The 16,441-nt window shown below is 73.6% G+C and carries 14 protein-coding genes and 1 pseudogene; 8 read left to right on the top strand and 7 right to left on the bottom strand.

Annotated elements, in window-relative coordinates:
- Positions 1 to 37 precede the first annotated feature (37 nt).
- Complete coding sequence (locus tag ACQP03_RS24955; protein ID WP_357127047.1) at positions 38 to 1,495, top strand: PLP-dependent aminotransferase family protein; 1,458 nt, start codon at positions 38 to 40, stop codon at positions 1,493 to 1,495.
- A gap of 61 nt (positions 1,496 to 1,556) precedes the next feature.
- Here the strand turns inward: ACQP03_RS24955 and ACQP03_RS24950 are convergent, their stop codons facing one another.
- From ACQP03_RS24950 to ACQP03_RS24940, 3 genes are all read right to left on the bottom strand, one after another.
- On the bottom strand, positions 1,557 to 3,383 hold the full coding sequence (locus ACQP03_RS24950) for an AMP-dependent synthetase/ligase (protein WP_357127050.1): 1,827 nt from the start codon (positions 3,381 to 3,383) through the stop codon (positions 1,557 to 1,559).
- 137 nt (positions 3,384 to 3,520) lie between these two features.
- The gene (locus ACQP03_RS24945; RefSeq protein WP_433458690.1) at positions 3,521 to 4,396 is read right to left on the bottom strand and encodes a terpene synthase family protein; all 876 of its coding nucleotides are present in this window, start codon (positions 4,394 to 4,396) and stop codon (positions 3,521 to 3,523) included.
- Between the two features lie 201 nt (positions 4,397 to 4,597).
- Entirely contained in the window at positions 4,598 to 5,227 is a 630-nt protein-coding gene (locus ACQP03_RS24940) for a TIGR03085 family metal-binding protein (protein WP_357127055.1), read from the bottom strand.
- A 170-nt stretch (positions 5,228 to 5,397) separates the two neighbouring features.
- On the opposite strand from ACQP03_RS24940, the gene ACQP03_RS24935 reads away from it, so the two are divergent.
- From ACQP03_RS24935 to ACQP03_RS24925, 3 genes are all read left to right on the top strand, one after another.
- Entirely contained in the window at positions 5,398 to 7,281 is a 1,884-nt protein-coding gene (locus tag ACQP03_RS24935) for an ABC transporter ATP-binding protein (protein ID WP_396832886.1), read from the top strand.
- 8 nt (positions 7,282 to 7,289) lie between these two features.
- Positions 7,290 to 9,065, top strand: coding sequence for an ABC transporter ATP-binding protein (locus ACQP03_RS24930; protein ID WP_396832921.1), 1,776 nt, complete (start codon positions 7,290 to 7,292; stop codon positions 9,063 to 9,065).
- Positions 9,066 to 9,159: 94 nt separating this feature from the next.
- Complete coding sequence (locus tag ACQP03_RS24925) at positions 9,160 to 9,909, top strand: DUF2470 domain-containing protein (protein WP_357170746.1); 750 nt, start codon at positions 9,160 to 9,162, stop codon at positions 9,907 to 9,909.
- 12 nt (positions 9,910 to 9,921) lie between these two features.
- Here ACQP03_RS24925 and ACQP03_RS24920 read toward each other — a convergent pair whose 3' ends face one another.
- The 3 genes from ACQP03_RS24920 to ACQP03_RS24910 all read right to left on the bottom strand — a co-directional run bounded on the left by ACQP03_RS24920 (position 9,922) and on the right by ACQP03_RS24910 (position 12,094).
- Positions 9,922 to 10,518: a TetR family transcriptional regulator gene (locus ACQP03_RS24920; protein ID WP_357127064.1), complete on the bottom strand. Its 597-nt coding sequence runs from the start codon at positions 10,516 to 10,518 to the stop codon at positions 9,922 to 9,924.
- An 83-nt stretch (positions 10,519 to 10,601) separates the two neighbouring features.
- Positions 10,602 to 11,357, bottom strand: coding sequence for an ABC transporter permease (locus tag ACQP03_RS24915; protein WP_433458687.1), 756 nt, complete (start codon positions 11,355 to 11,357; stop codon positions 10,602 to 10,604).
- Positions 11,354 to 12,094, bottom strand: a complete 741-nt coding sequence (locus ACQP03_RS24910; RefSeq protein ID WP_433458685.1) for an ABC transporter ATP-binding protein — start codon at positions 12,092 to 12,094, stop codon at positions 11,354 to 11,356. Before ACQP03_RS24910 ends, ACQP03_RS24915 begins: the two co-directional genes overlap by 4 nt.
- 193 nt (positions 12,095 to 12,287) lie before the next feature.
- On the opposite strand from ACQP03_RS24910, the pseudogene ACQP03_RS24905 reads away from it, so the two are divergent.
- The 4 genes and pseudogenes from ACQP03_RS24905 to ACQP03_RS24890 all read left to right on the top strand — a co-directional run.
- Positions 12,288 to 12,926 (top strand): annotated as a pseudogene (locus ACQP03_RS24905) (phosphoribosyl-AMP cyclohydrolase); the annotation flags it as partial.
- A gap of 228 nt (positions 12,927 to 13,154) precedes the next feature.
- Positions 13,155 to 13,586 (top strand): phosphoribosyl-AMP cyclohydrolase, encoded by a 432-nt coding sequence (gene hisI / locus ACQP03_RS24900; RefSeq protein WP_363660754.1) that lies wholly within the window; start codon positions 13,155 to 13,157, stop codon positions 13,584 to 13,586.
- Positions 13,587 to 13,632: 46 nt separating this feature from the next.
- On the top strand, positions 13,633 to 15,186 hold the full coding sequence (locus tag ACQP03_RS24895; protein ID WP_433458683.1) for an anthranilate synthase component I: 1,554 nt from the start codon (positions 13,633 to 13,635) through the stop codon (positions 15,184 to 15,186).
- The gene (locus ACQP03_RS24890; protein WP_433458681.1) at positions 15,183 to 15,749 is read left to right on the top strand and encodes a Trp biosynthesis-associated membrane protein; all 567 of its coding nucleotides are present in this window, start codon (positions 15,183 to 15,185) and stop codon (positions 15,747 to 15,749) included. The genes ACQP03_RS24895 and ACQP03_RS24890 overlap by 4 nt, the downstream gene beginning before the upstream one ends.
- On the opposite strand, the gene ACQP03_RS24885 is transcribed toward ACQP03_RS24890, so the two are convergent.
- Positions 15,750 to 16,049: a hypothetical protein gene (locus tag ACQP03_RS24885; RefSeq protein ID WP_433458679.1), complete on the bottom strand. Its 300-nt coding sequence runs from the start codon at positions 16,047 to 16,049 to the stop codon at positions 15,750 to 15,752.
- Positions 16,050 to 16,441 lie beyond the last annotated feature (392 nt).

Below are 16,441 nucleotides of genomic sequence, written 5' to 3'. Positions count from 1 at the left end.
CCTCCCGGAGGAAGAGGCCAATATCCGAGGAGTGGTCATGACTGGTCAGGTGCGAGGGGTCCAATTAGCGCGACTGCTGGGGCAGTGGCACGCCCTGCCGGGCCGTCGCCGCAGCCCCGACTACGCGGCGCTCGCCGGTGCGGTACGCGGGCTGCTCGCCGACGCCCGGCTTCCCCTGGGCGTGCGGCTGCCGGCGGAACGTGAGCTGGCCGAGGCGCTGCGGATCAGCCGCACCACGGTCACGGCCGCGTACCGGGAGCTGCGTGAGACCGGCCACCTGGCCAGCCGGCGGGGCGCCGGCAGTTGGACGATGCTGCCGGGCAACCACCGGGTCGCCAGCACCGGCCTGTGGACCCCACTGGACGACCGGGACATGATCGACCTCGGCGTCGCCGCGCTGGCGGCCCCGCCGCAACTGCTCGGGGCTGCCCGCGCCGCCGTCGAGGACCTGCCCCGCTACCTGGGCGGCGCCGGCTACCACCCGACCGGCATCGGTGAGCTGCGCGAGGCGGTGGCCGCCGGTTACACCGCGCGCGGGCTACCCACCTCGGCCGACCAGATCATGGTCACCAGCGGCACCCAGCACGCCCTGGACCTGGTGCTGCGCCTCGCCCTGGCCCCCGGCGGGAACGTGCTGGTCGAGTCACCGACCTACCCCAACGCGCTCGCCGCGCTGGCCGGCCGGCGGGCCCGGATCGCCACGCACGGTCTGTCCGCCGACGCCGGCGGCTGGGAGCCCGACCTGTTGCTGGGCAGCCTGCGGCAGACCCGCCCCAAGTTGGCGTACCTGATCCCGGAGTTCCAGAACCCGACCGGCCACCTGATGCCCGCCGCGTTGCGCGAGCGGGTGGTCGCCGCCGCCCACGCCGTGGGCACCGATCTCATCGTCGACGAGTCCTTCGTGGACCTCCCGCTGGACGGCGTCGAGCTGCCCCCGCCCACGGCCACGTTCGACCGGCACTCCCGGGTGGTCAGCATCGGCGGGATGAGCAAGCCGTACTGGGGTGGTCTGCGGATCGGTTGGGTCCGCGCCTCCGCGCCGCAGGTGCAGCGGCTGGCGGCGGTCCGGGTCGGCGTCGACATGTCCAGCCCGGTGCTCGACCAGTTGGTCGCGGTGCGCCTGCTCGCCGACGCGGCAGCCATCGTCGCCGACCGTCGGGCGCAGCTCGCCGCCCAGCGCGACGCGTTGCTCGGCGCGCTGGCACACCGACTACCGGACTGGCGGGTGACCGTGCCGCGCGGCGGCGTGACCCTCTGGGCCGAGCTGGACGGCCCGGTCTCCAGCGCGCTCGCGCGGGCCGCCGAGGAGGTCGGCGTACGGCTCGCGCCCGGGCCGAGGTTCGGTCTGGACGGCACCCTGGAACGCTTCCTGCGGCTGCCGTTCACCCTGCCGGCCGCCGAGCTGGTGGAGGCCGTGGAGCGGATCGCCACGGTCCGCTACGACCTGGACCGCAGCGGCCGGCAGCGGTGGCCGGAGCCGTCGGTCATCGCCTGAGCGGACCGAGGACGCCGGTGGCCCCACACCCGGGCGGGTGCGGGGCCACGACGACACGTTCCTAGAGCTCGGCGAGGGAGCCGGCGTACATCTTGTCGATCTCGGCGGCGAAGTTGCTCTCCACGCCCCGTCGCTTGATCTTCAACGACGGGGTGACCTCGCCGTCCTCGATGGTCAGGTCACGCGGCAGGATCGCCACCTTCTTGATCGTCTCCCAGCGGTTCAGCTTGGCGTTGAGCTGGGCGACGTACTCCTCGACCATCGCCTGCGCCTCCGGCGAGGCGACGATCTCGGTGTAGTCGCGGCCCTCCAGCGGGCCGCCGGCCACCCAGCCGCGGATGGCGTCCGCGTCGAGCGTGACGAGCATCGTGCAGAAGTTGCGGGCCTGCCCGATCACGACCGCCTGCGAGGTGTACGGGCAGATGGCCTTGAACATGCCCTCGATGTGCGACGGCGCGATGTACTTGCCGCCCGAGGTCTTGACCAGGTCCTTCTTGCGGTCGGTGATCCGCAGGTAGCCCTGCTCGTCGAGCGTGCCGATGTCGCCGGTGCGGAAGAAGCCGTCCTCGGTGAACGCGGCGGCGGTCTCCTCGGGCAGGTTGTGGTAGCCGCGCATCACCGGGCGACCCCGCACGAGGATCTCGCCGTCGGTGTCGACCCGGCACTCCAGGTCGCCCATCGCCCTCCCGACCGTGCCGATGCGCAGCCCGTCCGGTGGGTTGACGAAGTTGCCGGCGCTGGTCTCGGTGAGGCCGTAGCCCTCCGAGATCGGCAGGTTGGCCGCGGCGAAGAAGGTGGCGATCTCCGGGCTGAGCGGCGCGGCGCCGGAGACCAGCACCCGCATCCGGCCGCCCAGGCGGGCCTGGAGCTTGCTGAACACCAGCTTCTCGGCCAGCCCGTAGCGCAGCTTGAGCCCGGCCGGCACCGGCTTGCCGGCCTGCTCCAGCGCGACCTTCTCCTTACCGACCTGGACACCCCAGGCGAAGATCTTCGCCTTCGCGCCGCCGGCGCCCTGCGCGGTGGTGACCGCCCGGTTGTAGACCTTCTCGAAGACGCGGGGGGCGCCACACATCAGCGTCGGGCGGATCACCGCGAGCAGGTCGACCAGCTTCTCCACCCGCCCGTCCACGTACGTCGGCAGGCCGACGTGGATCGCGCCGCAGAGCAGCGTCTTGCCGAACGAGTGCGCCAGCGGCAGCCACAGGTACTGCAGGTCGTCGTCGCGCAGCAGCCCGCCGTCGGCCTGCGCCACCGCCTCCCAGCACCACCCACCGTGCAACAGTTCGACACCCTTGGGCTGGCCGGTGGTGCCGGAGGTGTAGATCAGCGTGGCCAGGTGGTCGGGGCCGATGCCGGCCACGAGCATGTCGATCAGATCGGGTTCGGCGGCCAGCGCCCGGCTGCCCCGCTCTTCCAGCTCGGTGAGGGTGAGCTGGGGGATCGCGGCGTTCGGGTCGGGGGCGCCGTCGAAGAGCACCACGTGGGTCAGCGCCGGCAGCTCCGCTCCGGCAATCTTGGCCGCCTGCGCCGGGTTCTCCGCGAAGAGGACCCGCGAGCCGGAGTCGGCGATGATGTACGTCGCGTCCGCCGGCTCGGTGGTCGGGTAGACGGTGGTGGTCGCCCCGCCGGCGCACATGATGCCCAGGTCGGCGACCACCCAGTCCAGTCGCGTGTTGGCGAGGATCGCGACCGGGTTCTCCTGGCCGACGCCGAGCGCGTGCAGGCCGGCGGCGACGGCCTTGGCGCGCTGGCCGACCTGCGCCCAGGTCAACCAGTTGGGCCCCGAGTCGTCAGGGGTCGGGGACGCGAACGCGTGCCGGTCGGGGGTGGCCGCCACGCGCTTGAGGAACATGTCCGGGATGGAACGGTACGGTACATCGAGAGCCATCGCTGTAGCCGCCTTCGGGGGTGGCGACGTGACGGTCGTCACGTCATAGTGGTTACCGAAGAGTATTGCCTGATACCGGGCATCGGCTAGTGCCGGTGATCGTCCGGCGACCCTGCCGCGCCGACCGGCGCCCTGAATCAGGCGTAGCGGGCAGCCACGACCGACCAGTCGTAGGTGGCCCGGACCCAGTTGCGCCGCGCGGCCAACGGCGAGCGCAACGCCGCGACACCGCTCGCCAGCAGGCCCTCCTCCGCCGCCTGGTACGCCGCCAACCCCCGGTTGAAGCGTTCCGCGGCGGCCCGTAACGCGCCCGCCTCGTCGAGGCCGCTCTCCTGGGCGATGACCGTCACCAGGTTGTGCGCGTCCGGGCCGGACCGGCTCTCCTTGCCGTACGAGAAGAGGTCGTTGCACCAGCACACCAGGTCCACCGCCAGCAGGTCCAGGGCGGTCAGCGCCGGATCGGCCCGCCGCGCCGGCCCGGGTGGCTGCTCCGACGCGAGGTCGGTCAGGGTGAGACAGGGGTGTACGCCGCCGATGTGCCGACGCAGTTGGACGTACTCCGTGACCCCCGGTACCCGGCGGCGCTCCCGGTTGCTGGCCTCCCAGAGCAGCGCCAGCAGGTACTGGCGGACCTGGCTGACGAACCGCAGCAGCATCGGCGCCCGACCCTCGGCCCGGGTCCGGCGGCACAGGTCGTGCAGCGCGGCGCCCAGCGGGCCGGCCTCCGGCGGTGGTACGGCGCGCGGGTCGCCGGCCCGGTCCAACACGTTGAGCAGGGCGGCGATGACCGGCGCCAGCCGGCTCGGATCGGCCCCGAGGCCGTCCTCGTCGCAGGCGTCGTCCATGACGAACAGCCAGGAGATCAGGTCGGTGAGGAGTCGCAGCCCCCGTGCCGGCCCGTCCGGGCAGGCTCGGCCCGCCAGGCCGGCGGCGTCCGCCCGTTGTAGTCGATGAATTTGACCGGAGTTGACCAGGCCGAAAGCGCGCGCCCAATCGACGCTTTCGTTGGCCACCAGATCTGTGGACTTGTGGCGCCCCGCCGTGAAGGAGGGTTCCCGTAGCGCCGAGATTGCGAAACTTCGCATCGTGTGCCCCCACATCGTGCCGCCCCGGCGCGGAACGGCGCGGTGAAGCGTACGGGAGGAGGTATCGGTATGCATCGTTGGGACTGGGGCATTCGTCCGACGTTGCTGTGACCGATTAGGCGCAGAAAGTCACATGCCCAGGCTGGCGTTGCGCAGCTGCCGCGCGGACGACGCCGGGCCGTCCAGCTGGACCCTGGCCACCCGCTGCCGTCCGGACAGGAACAGGGCCAACTCGGCCGGGGCACCCACCAGGCGCAGTCGTTCGCCGCCACGGCCGACGGAGACCTCGCCGTACCCCGGCGCCTGCACGTAGAGGTCCGCCGGGAAGCGCCGCAGCGTCAGCCGGGCCATCGGTGCGGCCCGCTTCCACAGGGTGGCCTGCAGGCCACGCGGCAACTCACGCGGCTGCCATCCCCCGACGGCCCGCCGAACGTCCTCGTGGTGGATGAAGAACTCCATGGTGTTGACCAGCTCGTCGGTCAGCGGGTTGCTGACCGGGCTCCACACCGGTGGCCGGCGTACCTTCGCCACCAGCTCCGGGTAGGGCCCGGCGGCGAGCCGGCGGCGGACCCGTTCGGCGTACCCCCGCAGAGGCGGCAGCAGGATCCCGCCGGCGGCGTCCAGACGGCGCTCGCGCAGCACCAGGTGCGCGGCGAGGTCGCGCGTCGCCCAGCCCTCGTTGATCGTCGGTGCGTCGGGCCCGAGGGCCAGGAGGAGATCGGCCAGCGTCTCGCGCTCGGCTCGGGCGTACCGCGACATGGGCCGATCGTAGGCCCGGACCCTGGCGGCCGCGCGGCGAGCGGGACCGGGTCGTACCGCTGGCGCGGGCGTGGAATACGTGATGGTCGACATATCCCGTCCGGGTCGGCGGCGCAGGCCCGCACCGGTAAGGATGAGGTAGATAATTGTGGCTTACGGCGGGGGAGAGCGTGGCGAGCAGGACAAGCCGGGACGTGCTCGGCAGAGGGCTGGGGGTGCTGCGGCAGGCGATCCGCGAGCAGCCACGGATCTTCACGGTCGCCGTGGTCGGCAGCGTGCTGTTCGGCTCGATGGTCATCGTGAGCGCGTACGTGGTGGGCGCGGTCGTCGGCGACGTGGTGGTGCCGGCGATCGCCCGGGGCGAGGTCGGCGTCGGCGCGCTGGTGCTGGCGGCGGTGGCCCTCTTCGGGATCAGCGTGCTGCGGGTGGTCGGCATCTTCGGCCGCCGGCTCGGCGCCGGTTACATGCAGTACCGGCTCCAGGCCGCCTACCGCCGCCGGGTCACCCGCCGCTACCTGGACCTGCCGCTGTCCTGGCACCACCGCAACGCCACCGGCACGCTGCTGTCCAACGCCAACTCCGACGTGGAGGCGGCCTGGTATCCGATCGCCCCGCTGCCCTTCGCGGTGGGCACGCTGGTGATGCTGGTCGGCGCGATCGTCTCGCTGTTCGCCACCGACTGGGCCCTGGCCCTGGTCGGCCTCGCGGTGTTCCCCGCGCTGTTCGCGCTCAACGTGGTCTACTCCCGCCGGATGGCGCCCCGCCAGGCCCGCGCGCAGCGGTTGCGCGCCGAGGTCAGCGGCATCGCGCACGAGAGCTTCGACGGCGCGCTGGTGGTCAAGACCATGGGCCGCGAGGCGCAGGAGACCGCCCGGTTCGCCGGCCGCGCCGGTGAGCTGCGCGACGCCCTCATCGCGGTCGGCCGGCTGCGGGGCGTCTTCGACCCGCTGCTGGAGACACTGCCCAGCCTCGGCACCCTGGCCGTCCTGGTGGTCGGGGCGTTCCGGCTGCGCCAGGGCGCGATCAGCGTCACCGAGCTGGTCAGCGTCGCCTTCCTCTTCACCGTGCTGGCCTTCCCGGTACGGGCCATCGGCTGGGTGCTCGCCGAGCTGCCGCGCAGCGTCGCGGGCTGGGACCGGGTGCGCCGGGTCCTCGACGCCACCGGCGAGATGCCGTACGGACAGCGGGTGCTCGACCCGGCCACCCCGGGCCCGGCCAGCCTCACCTTCACCGACGTGCACTTCTCCTATCCGCCCGCCGAGGCTCACCAGCCCGGCGCGCAGGTGCTCGGCGAGGTCGGCTTCACCGTCCCGGCGGGCCGCACGGTCGCCCTGGTCGGGCCGACCGGCGCGGGCAAGTCCACCATCGCCTCGTTGGCCGTACGCCTGGTCGACCCGGACTCGGGCACCGTCACCCTGGACGACGTGGACACGCGCGACCTGACCGCCGCGTCGCTGGCCGGCACGGTCGCGCTCGTGGCGCAGGTGCCGTTCGTCTTCGACGACACCGTACGGGCCAACATCGCCCTGGACCGGCCGGGCATCGACGACGAGGACGTGTGGGCGGCACTGCGCCTGGCCGAGGCGGACGGTTTCGTCGCGGCGCTGCCCGACGGGCTGGACACGATGGTCGGCGAGCGGGGCACCTCGCTCTCCGGCGGGCAGCGGCAGCGGCTCACCCTGGCCCGCGCCCTCGCCGGGCGGCCACGCCTGCTGGTGCTCGACGACGCGACGAGCGCCGTGGACCCGCGCGTGGAGGCGGCCATCCTCGCCGGCCTGCGCTCCTCGGCCGGCGAGCCGGGGGTTCCCGCCGCGTCGATCCTCGTCGTGGCGTACCGCCGGGCCACCATCGCCCTCGCCGACGAGGTCATCTACGTCGAGCAGGGGCGGGTGATCGCGCGGGGCACGCACACCGAGCTGCTGGCCACCGTGCCCGGGTACGTGGACCTGGTCACCGCCTACGAGCAGGCGGAGGTCGACCGCGCGCAGGAGCGCGCGTACGACGACGAGGTGGCGCCGCTCCCGTCGGGCCTGGAGATCGAGGTGGACCATTGAGTACGACGGTGACGACCGACGAGCGCGACGAGCGGCCGGAGACGACCTGGCGGACGTTGCGGCGGGGGCTGGCCCTCTCGCCCGAGCTGCGGACCGGGCTGGCCGCCACCCTGGCCCTGGCGCTGGTCTACATGGTGGGCCGGGTGGCCGTTCCGGTGGCGGTGCAGCAGGGCATCGACCGAGGCATCGTCGGCGGCCTGAGGCTGGACGTCGTCTGGTGGGTGGTGGCGGTCACCGCGGCGATCCTCGTGGTCACCACGGCCTGCGGCTACCTGATGATGCGCCGGCTGTTCACGGTCAGCGAGACCGCGTTGGCGAACGTGCGGACGCGGGCGTTCCGGCACGTGCACGACCTGTCGATGCTGCACCAGCAGTCGGAGCGCCGCGGCTCGCTGGTCTCGCGGGTGACCAGCGACGTCGACCAGATCACCCAGTTCCTCCAGTGGGGCGGGGTGATCCTGCTGGTCAACCTGGGCCAGCTCGTGGTGACGACGGCCGTCATGCTGGCGTACTCCTGGCAGTTGACCCTGGTGGTGCTGGTGGCGTTCCTGCCGGCGGTGCTCGTCATCCGGCAGTTGCAGCGCCGACTCGGCGCGGCGTACGCGACGGTGCGCCAGCGCACCGGCGCGCTGCTGGGCGCGATCGGCGAGAGCGTCGTGGGCGCGCCGGTGATCCGGGCGTACGGCATCGCGGGGCGTACCGAGCGGCGGCTGGACGAGGCCATCGACGCGCAGCGCATGGCGCAGCAGCGGGCCATCCGGATCAGCATCGTGGGCAGCTCGGTCGGTGAGTTGGCGGCCGGGTTGGCGCTGGCCGGCGTGGTGGTGCTCGGGGTGACGCTGGGCGTGGACGGCACGCTGTCGATCGGTCAGCTGACCGCGTTCCTCTTCCTGGTGACGCTGTTCATCCAGCCGGTGCAGATCGCCACCGAGGTGCTCAACGAGGCGCAGAACGCGATCGCGGGCTGGCGCCGGGTGCTGGACGTGCTGGACGTCGCCCCGGACGTCGCGGATCCCGGGGAGCAGGGCCGGGACCTGCCGATCGGTCCGTTGGACATCCGGTTCTCGGGCGTACGGTTCGCCTATCCCGGCGGCCCGCCGGTGCTGCACGACATCGACCTGGAGATCCCGGCGAAGAGCCGGGTGGCGGTGGTCGGCGAGACGGGCAGCGGCAAGACGACCTTCGCGAAGCTGCTGACCCGACTGATGGATCCGTCGGCGGGGGCGGTGCTGCTGTCCGGGGTGCCGCTGGCGCAGGTGCGTTTCGACTCGCTGCGCGCCCGGGTGGTGATGGTCCCGCAGGACGGGTTCCTCTTCGACGCGACGGTGGGGGACAACGTGCGGTTCGCCCGGCCGGAGTTGACCGACGATGAGCTGGGGGCCGCCTTTACGGAGTTGGGCCTGGCGGACTGGTTGGACGGTCTGCCCGCCGGCCTCAACACCCCGGTCGGGGAGCGCGGCGAGGCGCTGAGCGTGGGGGAGCGGCAGCTCGTCGCGCTGGCCCGCGCGTACGTGGCCGACCCCGACCTGCTGGTGCTGGACGAGGCGACCAGCGCGGTGGATCCGGCGACCGAGGTGCGCTTGCAGCGCACCCTGGACGCGGTCACGCGGGGGCGTACGACCCTCGCCATCGCGCACCGGCTCTCCACCGCCCAGGCCGCCGACGAGGTCATCGTGGTGGACCGGGGGCGCGTCGTGCAGCGGGGCCCGCACGACGAGTTGGTGCGCGACGCCGACTCGGTCTACGGGCTGCTGTACGCCTCCTGGCTGGAGCAGACCAGGTAACGGGTCGATGTCCATGGCATCGGCTGGTGGACGCGGTGGTGCTGGTGCTCTACGCTCCGGTTAGGTAAGGCTAACCTTTGAAGGAGGTTGCGCCATGCGGCCCAGCCCCGCCGAGATCGTCCGTACCCTCGTCGCCGGTCGCCTGCCCGGCCTCGTCCACCTGGCTCGCCGCCCGGGTCCGCACCACGCCCGGCACGTGACCGACCCCGACGGCCGCGTGTTGCTGCTGGTGCCGGTGGCCAGCCACCTGGGCGCCGCGCTACAGCCCGCCGCCGGGGGCGACGACGTCGCGGTGGTCCTGGACGTCCTCGACCTGCCGCCCGCGGCCGGCGCTCCCGGGCTCGGGCGGGCCTGGGTCTCCGGCTGGGCCGCCGAACTGCACGACGACGAGGCACGCCGCGCCGCGGTCGACTTCGCGGCCGTCGAGCCGACCGGCGACCTGCTCGACGTCGGCGCCCGGTTCCGGCTGTTCCGCTTCGAGGTGGCCGAGGTCCGCTGGGAGCGGGCCGGCGTCGTGCACCGGATCGACCCGGTGGAGTACGCCGAGGCGGAGCCGGATCCGGTGCACCCCTTCGAGGCCCTGCTGCTCGCCGACTTCGCCCAGCGCGAGCCCGCCGCCGTCACCGACTACCTGTGCCGGCAGCTCGGCCTGACCGAAGAGGCCCCGGACGGCCCGCCGCGCGTGGTGCGTGTCGACCGCTACGGGCTGGTGGTCGCTCTCGGACGCCCCGGCGCACGGCGGCGCGTCCGGCTGGCGTTCCCGTGCCCGCTCACCGGCCCCGACGAGCTGGGCCGGCTGCTCCCGCCGCTGCGCCGCCCCGCCGACGTGCACCCGCCCCGCTGACCGTGCCCGGCCCTAGATCGGCAGCGACCCGGTGAGGTACCGCTGGACGCTGGGGCCGATGGTGGCGACCAGGAGCTCCGGATCGGCCGACGCGACCGGCTCCAGCCGTACCACGTGTCGGATCATGGCGAGGCCGATGAGCTGGGTGGCGACCAGCGAGCCGCGCAGCGGGACCTCGGCCGGGTCGACGTCGAGCTGGTCGAGCACCCGGCGCAACACCTGCGTGGTGACGAACTCCCGCAGCAGCCGAGCGGTCCACTCGCTGCTGAGCACGGAGCGCACCAGCGCCACTCCGGCGCTGCCGGCCGGTGAGTCCCAGATGCCGATGAAGGCCCGTACCAGCCGCTCGCCGACGCCGTCCTGGTCACCGGCGAGCACCGCCGGCAGCAGCTCGGCGGGGTCCACGGGGAAGTTCATCGCGGCCCGGAAGAGCTGGTCCTTCGTGCCGAAGTAGTGGTGCACCAGAGCCGGGTCCACCCCGGCGGTGGCGGCGATGGCGCGGATCGGGGCGGCGTCGAAACCCCGTTCGGCGAACGTCGCCCGCGCCGCGTCGAGGATCGCCTCCCGGGTGTCCGGGTTGCCGGGTCGCCGGCCGGTACGCCGCGTCATCGCCGCCCCTCGTTCGTCCGCTGACGCCGCCGGTCTCCCGGCGGCGGGTGGCGACCCGCCCCGCGCGGGTCGCCGCCGGTCGGTCAGCCGGTGCGCCGACGCAGGGTCGCCGCCGCGAGCACCAGCGCCAACACCACCGCGCCGAACACCACACCCACGTCCCGCCACATGGTCGCGGTCGGCTCGGCGTGGGCGCCGACCTCCTGCAACGCCTCGATGGCGTACGTCAGCGGCAGGGCGCCGCTGAGGCCCTGGAGCCAGCCGGCCATCTCGTCCCGGGCCACGAACAGCCCACACAGCAGGAGCTGCGGGATCACCACGACCGGGAGGAACTGTACTGCCTGGAACTCGGTGCGGGCGAAGGCGCTGCACAGCAGGCCGAGGGCGACCCCGAGCACCGCGTCGAGCACCGCGATCCCGATCACCAGACCGCTGCTGCCGAGGGTTCGCAGGTCGAAGGCCCAGTACGCCAGACCGGCCGCCAACGTGGCCTGCACGGCGGCGGCCAGCCCGAACGCGATGCCGTACCCGAAGAGCAGGTCGAGCTTGCCCAGCGGGGTGGTGAGCAGCCGCTCGAGGGTGCCGGACGTGCGCTCGCGCAGCATCGCGATGCTGGTCACGAGAAACATGATCACGAAGGGGAAGGTTCCCAGCATCACCAGCGCGACCCGGTCGAACACCGACGGCTGTCCCGGCGGTGTCGGCTTGTCGGCGTACATGTAGTAGACCAGCGTGAGCAGGACGGTCGGCACCACCACGAGCAGCGCGATCGTCCGCCGGTCGTGCCGGAGCTGGCGCAGGACGCGGCCGATGGTGGCCGCCAGGATCCGCACGTTCATGAGTTCTCCCGCCCGGCTGTCGCCTTGGCCTCGCCGGCTCGGATGAGCCGCAGGAACGCCTCGTCGAGGTCGTCCACGCCGGCGGCGGCGCGGATCGCGTCCGGGCTGTCGTCGGCGATCAGCCGGCCCTCGCGGATCAGCAGCAGCCGGTCGCAGCGGGCCGCCTCGTCCATCACGTGACTGGACACCAGCAGGGTGGTGCCGGCGGCGGCCATGGCGTGGAACCGGGCCCACAGGTCGGCCCGCAGCACCGGGTCCTGACCGACGGTCGGCTCGTCGAGGATGACCAGCTCCGGGTCGCCAACCAGGGCGCAGGCCAGCGAGGCCCGACTGCGCTGGCCGCCGGAGAGGGTGGCGACCAGCTGACCGGCCGCCTGGGCCAGCCCGACGGCGCTCACCGCCTCGTCCGCCTCGGCCCGCCCACGTCCGTACAGGGCCGCGAAGTAGTGGGCGTTCTCCCGCACGGTCAGGTCGGCGTAGACGCTCGGCGCCTGCGTGAGGTAGCCCACCCGGTGCCGCAGCGCCGGGGCCCCCGCCGGCTGGCCCAGCACGGTCACCGTCCCCGAGGTGACCACCTGCACGCCGACCACGGCGCGCATGAACGTGGTCTTGCCGCTGCCGCTGGGCCCCAGCAGACCGGTGACGGCGCCCCGTGGAACGGCGCAGGTGATGCCGTCCAGCACCCGCCGCCCGCCCCGATCGACCACCAGGTCGTGGACGCCTATCGCGTCGTCCATCGCGCACCTCCAAGAAACTCATCGCTCGTTGAATTCCAACGCTAGAGGGGAGTGTGCGGCCCGCGCAACGGCCGGCCTGTCCTCTGGTGCCCGCCCTCGCGCCCAGCGTGACAACGGGCAGTAGGCTTCGGACCGGACAGCAGGTCCGGCAACGGGCATTGCGTGCCGATCGGACGTACGGCACGATGACGCCGTGGGTCACGCTCCGTTACCGCACAGCGGATTTCTCGAGGACTGGGCCGCGCGGTTGCGGGACGCCGCCGAACGACCGGTCGTCGGCATCCTGCTGCGCGGCAGTCACGCCCGGCGGGCGGCCACCGCGCACAGCGACGTCGACCTCGACGTGCTCGTCGGTGGCTCGCCGTACGCCGCCCGTCGCGCGTACCTGGCCGAAACCGCCGGTCGGGTCACCCACGTGTCGGTGGCGGCGCGGGACGTCCGCTCCTGGGTGCACCGGCTCGGCGAGCCGGCCGACTGGGCGTTCGGACTGCCGGTCACCGCGCCGGCCCGGCTGCTCTGGGCGGACCCGCACTGGCGGCCCCGGATCGACCTGCCGGTGCTCTGCCAGCCCGCCGAGCCGCCCCGGCTGGAGGAGCTGATCGCCCTGCTCGGCAAGGCCGCTGCCGCCCGCGCCGCCACCGACCGCCTCGGGGTCCGGCTCGCCGTGGCGGACCTGGCCCGGATCTGCCCGTCGGTGCTGCGTCCGGCGAACCCGTCGGTGCGGGTGTCGTCCCGCCGCGCGGCGTTCGCGGCGGCCCTGGAGCTGCCGGTCGCCCCGGCCGGCTACCGCGAGGACATGCTCCTCTGCCTCGGCCTGCGCCCCGGCGCCACCGGCCAACTCTGGGCCGCCGCCGTGCGGCTGGTCGCCGGCACCGTGGCGCTGATCCGCCCGTACGCCGGGGAGATCGCCGAATCCTCCGGACCCGACCTGGCCGAGGCCCTGGTCGACGGCCGCCTCGACCGTTACGTGGCCCAGCTCGCGCGGCCCGTGGCCCACCGGCCGAACCCTCGGCGGGAGCCGTCGCCGGTGCCCAGCCCACGTGCGGGACAATGGGCAACTGTGCCCGTACCTGACGCGCCGGTGACCGGCGTCCCCAGCGAACCGAGCGGCCCGGTGGCCTCGACGCCGGTCCGTCCGTCCCGGCTCGATCCGGCCATCGCGGCCCAGTTGCGCCGCAACGCCGACGGCCTGGTCGCCGCCGTGGTACGCGCGCACGACTCCGGCGACGTGCTGATGGTCGCCTGGATGGACGACGAGGCGTTGCACCGCACCCTCACCACCGGCCGGGCCACCTACTGGTCCCGCAGCCGCCGCGAATACTGGGTCAAGGGCGCTACCTCCGGGCACCACCAGTACGTGCGCTCGGTGGCCCTGGACTGTGACGGCGACGCCCTCCTCGTCAGCGTCGACCAGGTCGGCGCGGCCTGCCACACCGGGCACCGGACGTGCTTCTTCACCGAGCTGCCGATCACCGCGCCGGACGCCCGGTGAGCACGGTGCGGCGGAGCCCCGCCGGGACCGAGAGGCGGGCCGACGCATGACCGACGGCGCGGTGAGCCCCGACCTGGCCACCTTCACCGAACTGGCCGACGGCTGGCGTGTCGTACCGGTCACCCGCCGGCTGCTGGCCGACGCCGAGACTCCGGTGGGGGTCTACCGCAAGCTCGCCGGCGGGCCCGGCACCTTCCTGCTCGAATCGGCCGAGCAGGGGGTCGGCTCGGCGGGCATGGCCTGGTCGCGGTACTCGTTCATCGGCGTACGGAGCAGCGCCACCCTCGTCGAGCGGGACGGCGCGGCGACCTGGCTCGGGCAGCCCCCGGCCGGGCTGCCCACCGACGGCGACCCGGTGCGGGTGCTGCGGGACACCGTGGCGGCGCTCGCCGGGCCGCCGCCCGGCCCGGGTGACGGCCTGCCACCGCTGACCGGGGGCATGGTCGGCTACCTCGGGTACGACCTCGTCCGCCGCTTCGAGCGGCTGCCCGAGCTGACCGAGTCCGACCTCGGCGTGCCGGAGCTGGGCATGATGCTCGCGACCGACCTGGTGGTGCTCGACCACTACGACGGCTCCGCGATCCTGGTCGCCAACGCGGTACTGCCACCGCTGGACGCGACGGACCGCGCCGCGTACGTCACCGCCGCGTACCACCACGCGGTGGGTCGCCTCGACGCGATGACCACCGCGCTGTCCCGACCCATCCCGCCGATGATCTCGACGGTCGCGCGTCCACCGGCCGGCGAGGTTGTCTGTCGTACGCCCGAGGGGGGCTACGTCAAGGCCGTGGAGGCGGCCAAGGAGGCGATCCGGGCGGGCGAGTGCTTCCAGATCGTGCTGTCCCAGCGGTTCGAGCGGGCCACGCACGCCGACCCGCTGGACGTCTACCGGGTGCTGCGCACCAGCAACCCCAGCCCGTACATGTACCTGCTGCGCTTCGACGGGTTCGACATCGTCGGCTCGTCGCCGGAGGCGCACCTGAAGGTCACCGCCGGCGCGGACGGGCGGCGGCGGGCGCTGCTGCACCCGATCGCGGGCACCCGCCCGCGCGGCGGCACCCCGGCGGCCGACGCGGGCCTCGCCGCCGAGCTGCTCGCCGATCCCAAGGAGCGCGCCGAGCACGTCATGCTGGTCGACCTGGGCCGCAACGACCTGGGCCGGGTCTGCGAGCCGGGCAGCGTCCAGGTGCCCGAGTTCGCGACCATCGAGCGGTACAGCCACGTGATGCACATCGTCTCCACCGTGACCGGCACGCTGCGTGACGACCGCTCGGCGTTCGACGCGCTCGCCGCGACCTTCCCGGCCGGGACGCTCTCCGGCGCGCCCAAGGTGCGCGCCATGGAGATCATCGAGGAGTTGGAGCCGGTACGCCGTGGCGTCTACGGAGGGACGGTCGGCTACTTCGGCTTCGGCGGCGACCTGGACATGGCGATCGCCATCCGGACCGCGCTGATCCGTGACGGCCGCGCCTACGTGCAGGCCGGGGCCGGAGTGGTCGCCGACTCGGATCCGGCCGCCGAGGAGCAGGAGACCCGCGACAAGGCCGCCGCGGTGCTGGCCGCGATCGCCGCCGCCGAAACGCTGCGGGCGGCCCGATGAACGTGAAGGGTCGGCGCGAGCTGACGTACGCGATGCTGCTCTGTCTCGCCGGCGCGGGCCTGGCGCTGTGGATGGCGACCCGGGGCTGGTCGGTCGAGCTGACCGCGCGGCCGGCGCCGCTGCCGCCGGTGCGCGAGGCGCGCAGCGGGGCCGCCCTGCTGCCGTGGCTGCCGGCGCTGGCCGTGGTGGCGTTGGCCGGTGGTGGCGCGGTGCTGGCCACCCGGGGTCGGGTACGGCGGCTGCTGGGTGTGCTGCTCGGCGCGCTGGGCCTGGCGGTGTCGGCCGGCGCTGGTTACGGACTGGTCGCCGACCTCGACGGTGTGGTGAGTCGGCAGTGGCCGGCGCTCTGCCTGGTCGGCGGTCTGCTCGTCGCCGTGGGTGGTGGGTGGACGGCACTGCGCGGCGGCGGGTGGCCGGCGATGGGCGCCCGGTACGAACGGCCGACGCGGACCGTCACGGAGAGTAGGCCGAGCACGGCTGCCACCCCGGGCCCGATGGCCGGTCGGCGGACCACCGAGGCGTGGGACGCGTTGGACCGGGGCGAGGACCCCACGGCCGGCTGATCAGCCGACCGGCTGACGACGGTCCCGCTCCCGGACGACCGGCTGCCGGTCCCGCTGCGGGCGGGTCGCGGCGGCGCGGGTGGCGGTCAGCTCGGCCACCAGGCGGTCCAGCTCGGCGCGTCGGTCGGCGCGGGCCCGGTCGGCGCAGACCGCCTCCCAGGCGTTACCGCGTGCCGTGCGCATCCGGCCCTCACCGACGACGGCCCGTTCCAGGGTGTGCACCACCCCGACGGCGAACGACGCCATGGTCCGCGAGATGCTGGTCAGTCCGATGCTGGAGTTCGACTCGGCAGTGTTCATGGCTCACTCCACACGAGGAGTCGGCGACGGTCGGGCAGGCGCGTCATCGAGTCTGCCCGAGGACGATGCTCACCGGCCGACGTTTCGTCCGGGTGACCACCCCGTCAACTGTCCCGCCGCGCCCGCGACCTGGGAGGGGCCGTTCGGCCTTGAGCTTGCTCACAACATCGACTGCTGTCGCTGTCGTCGGGCGGCGGTCGGCGGTGGGTGGCATGATCGATGGGTCGGCCCGGTTCAACCGGAGCCGCCGGGTTGTCGTCGTGTGACGGCGGTCGATACGGAGGTGGCGCTGCGTGACATCCCCTTCACGGCAAGTCGGCCATTATGCCGCAGGCCTTTTCGTGAGCAGCGCCATACCCCCGGCTCCCGGCCTCGGTCGGGTGCCCCTAGCA

The organism is Micromonospora sp. CA-248212 (assembly GCF_050948405.1).
In the GTDB taxonomy this organism is placed as follows: Bacteria; Actinomycetota; Actinomycetes; order Mycobacteriales; family Micromonosporaceae; genus Micromonospora.
This window is presented reverse-complemented; position numbering and strand designations above follow the sequence as displayed.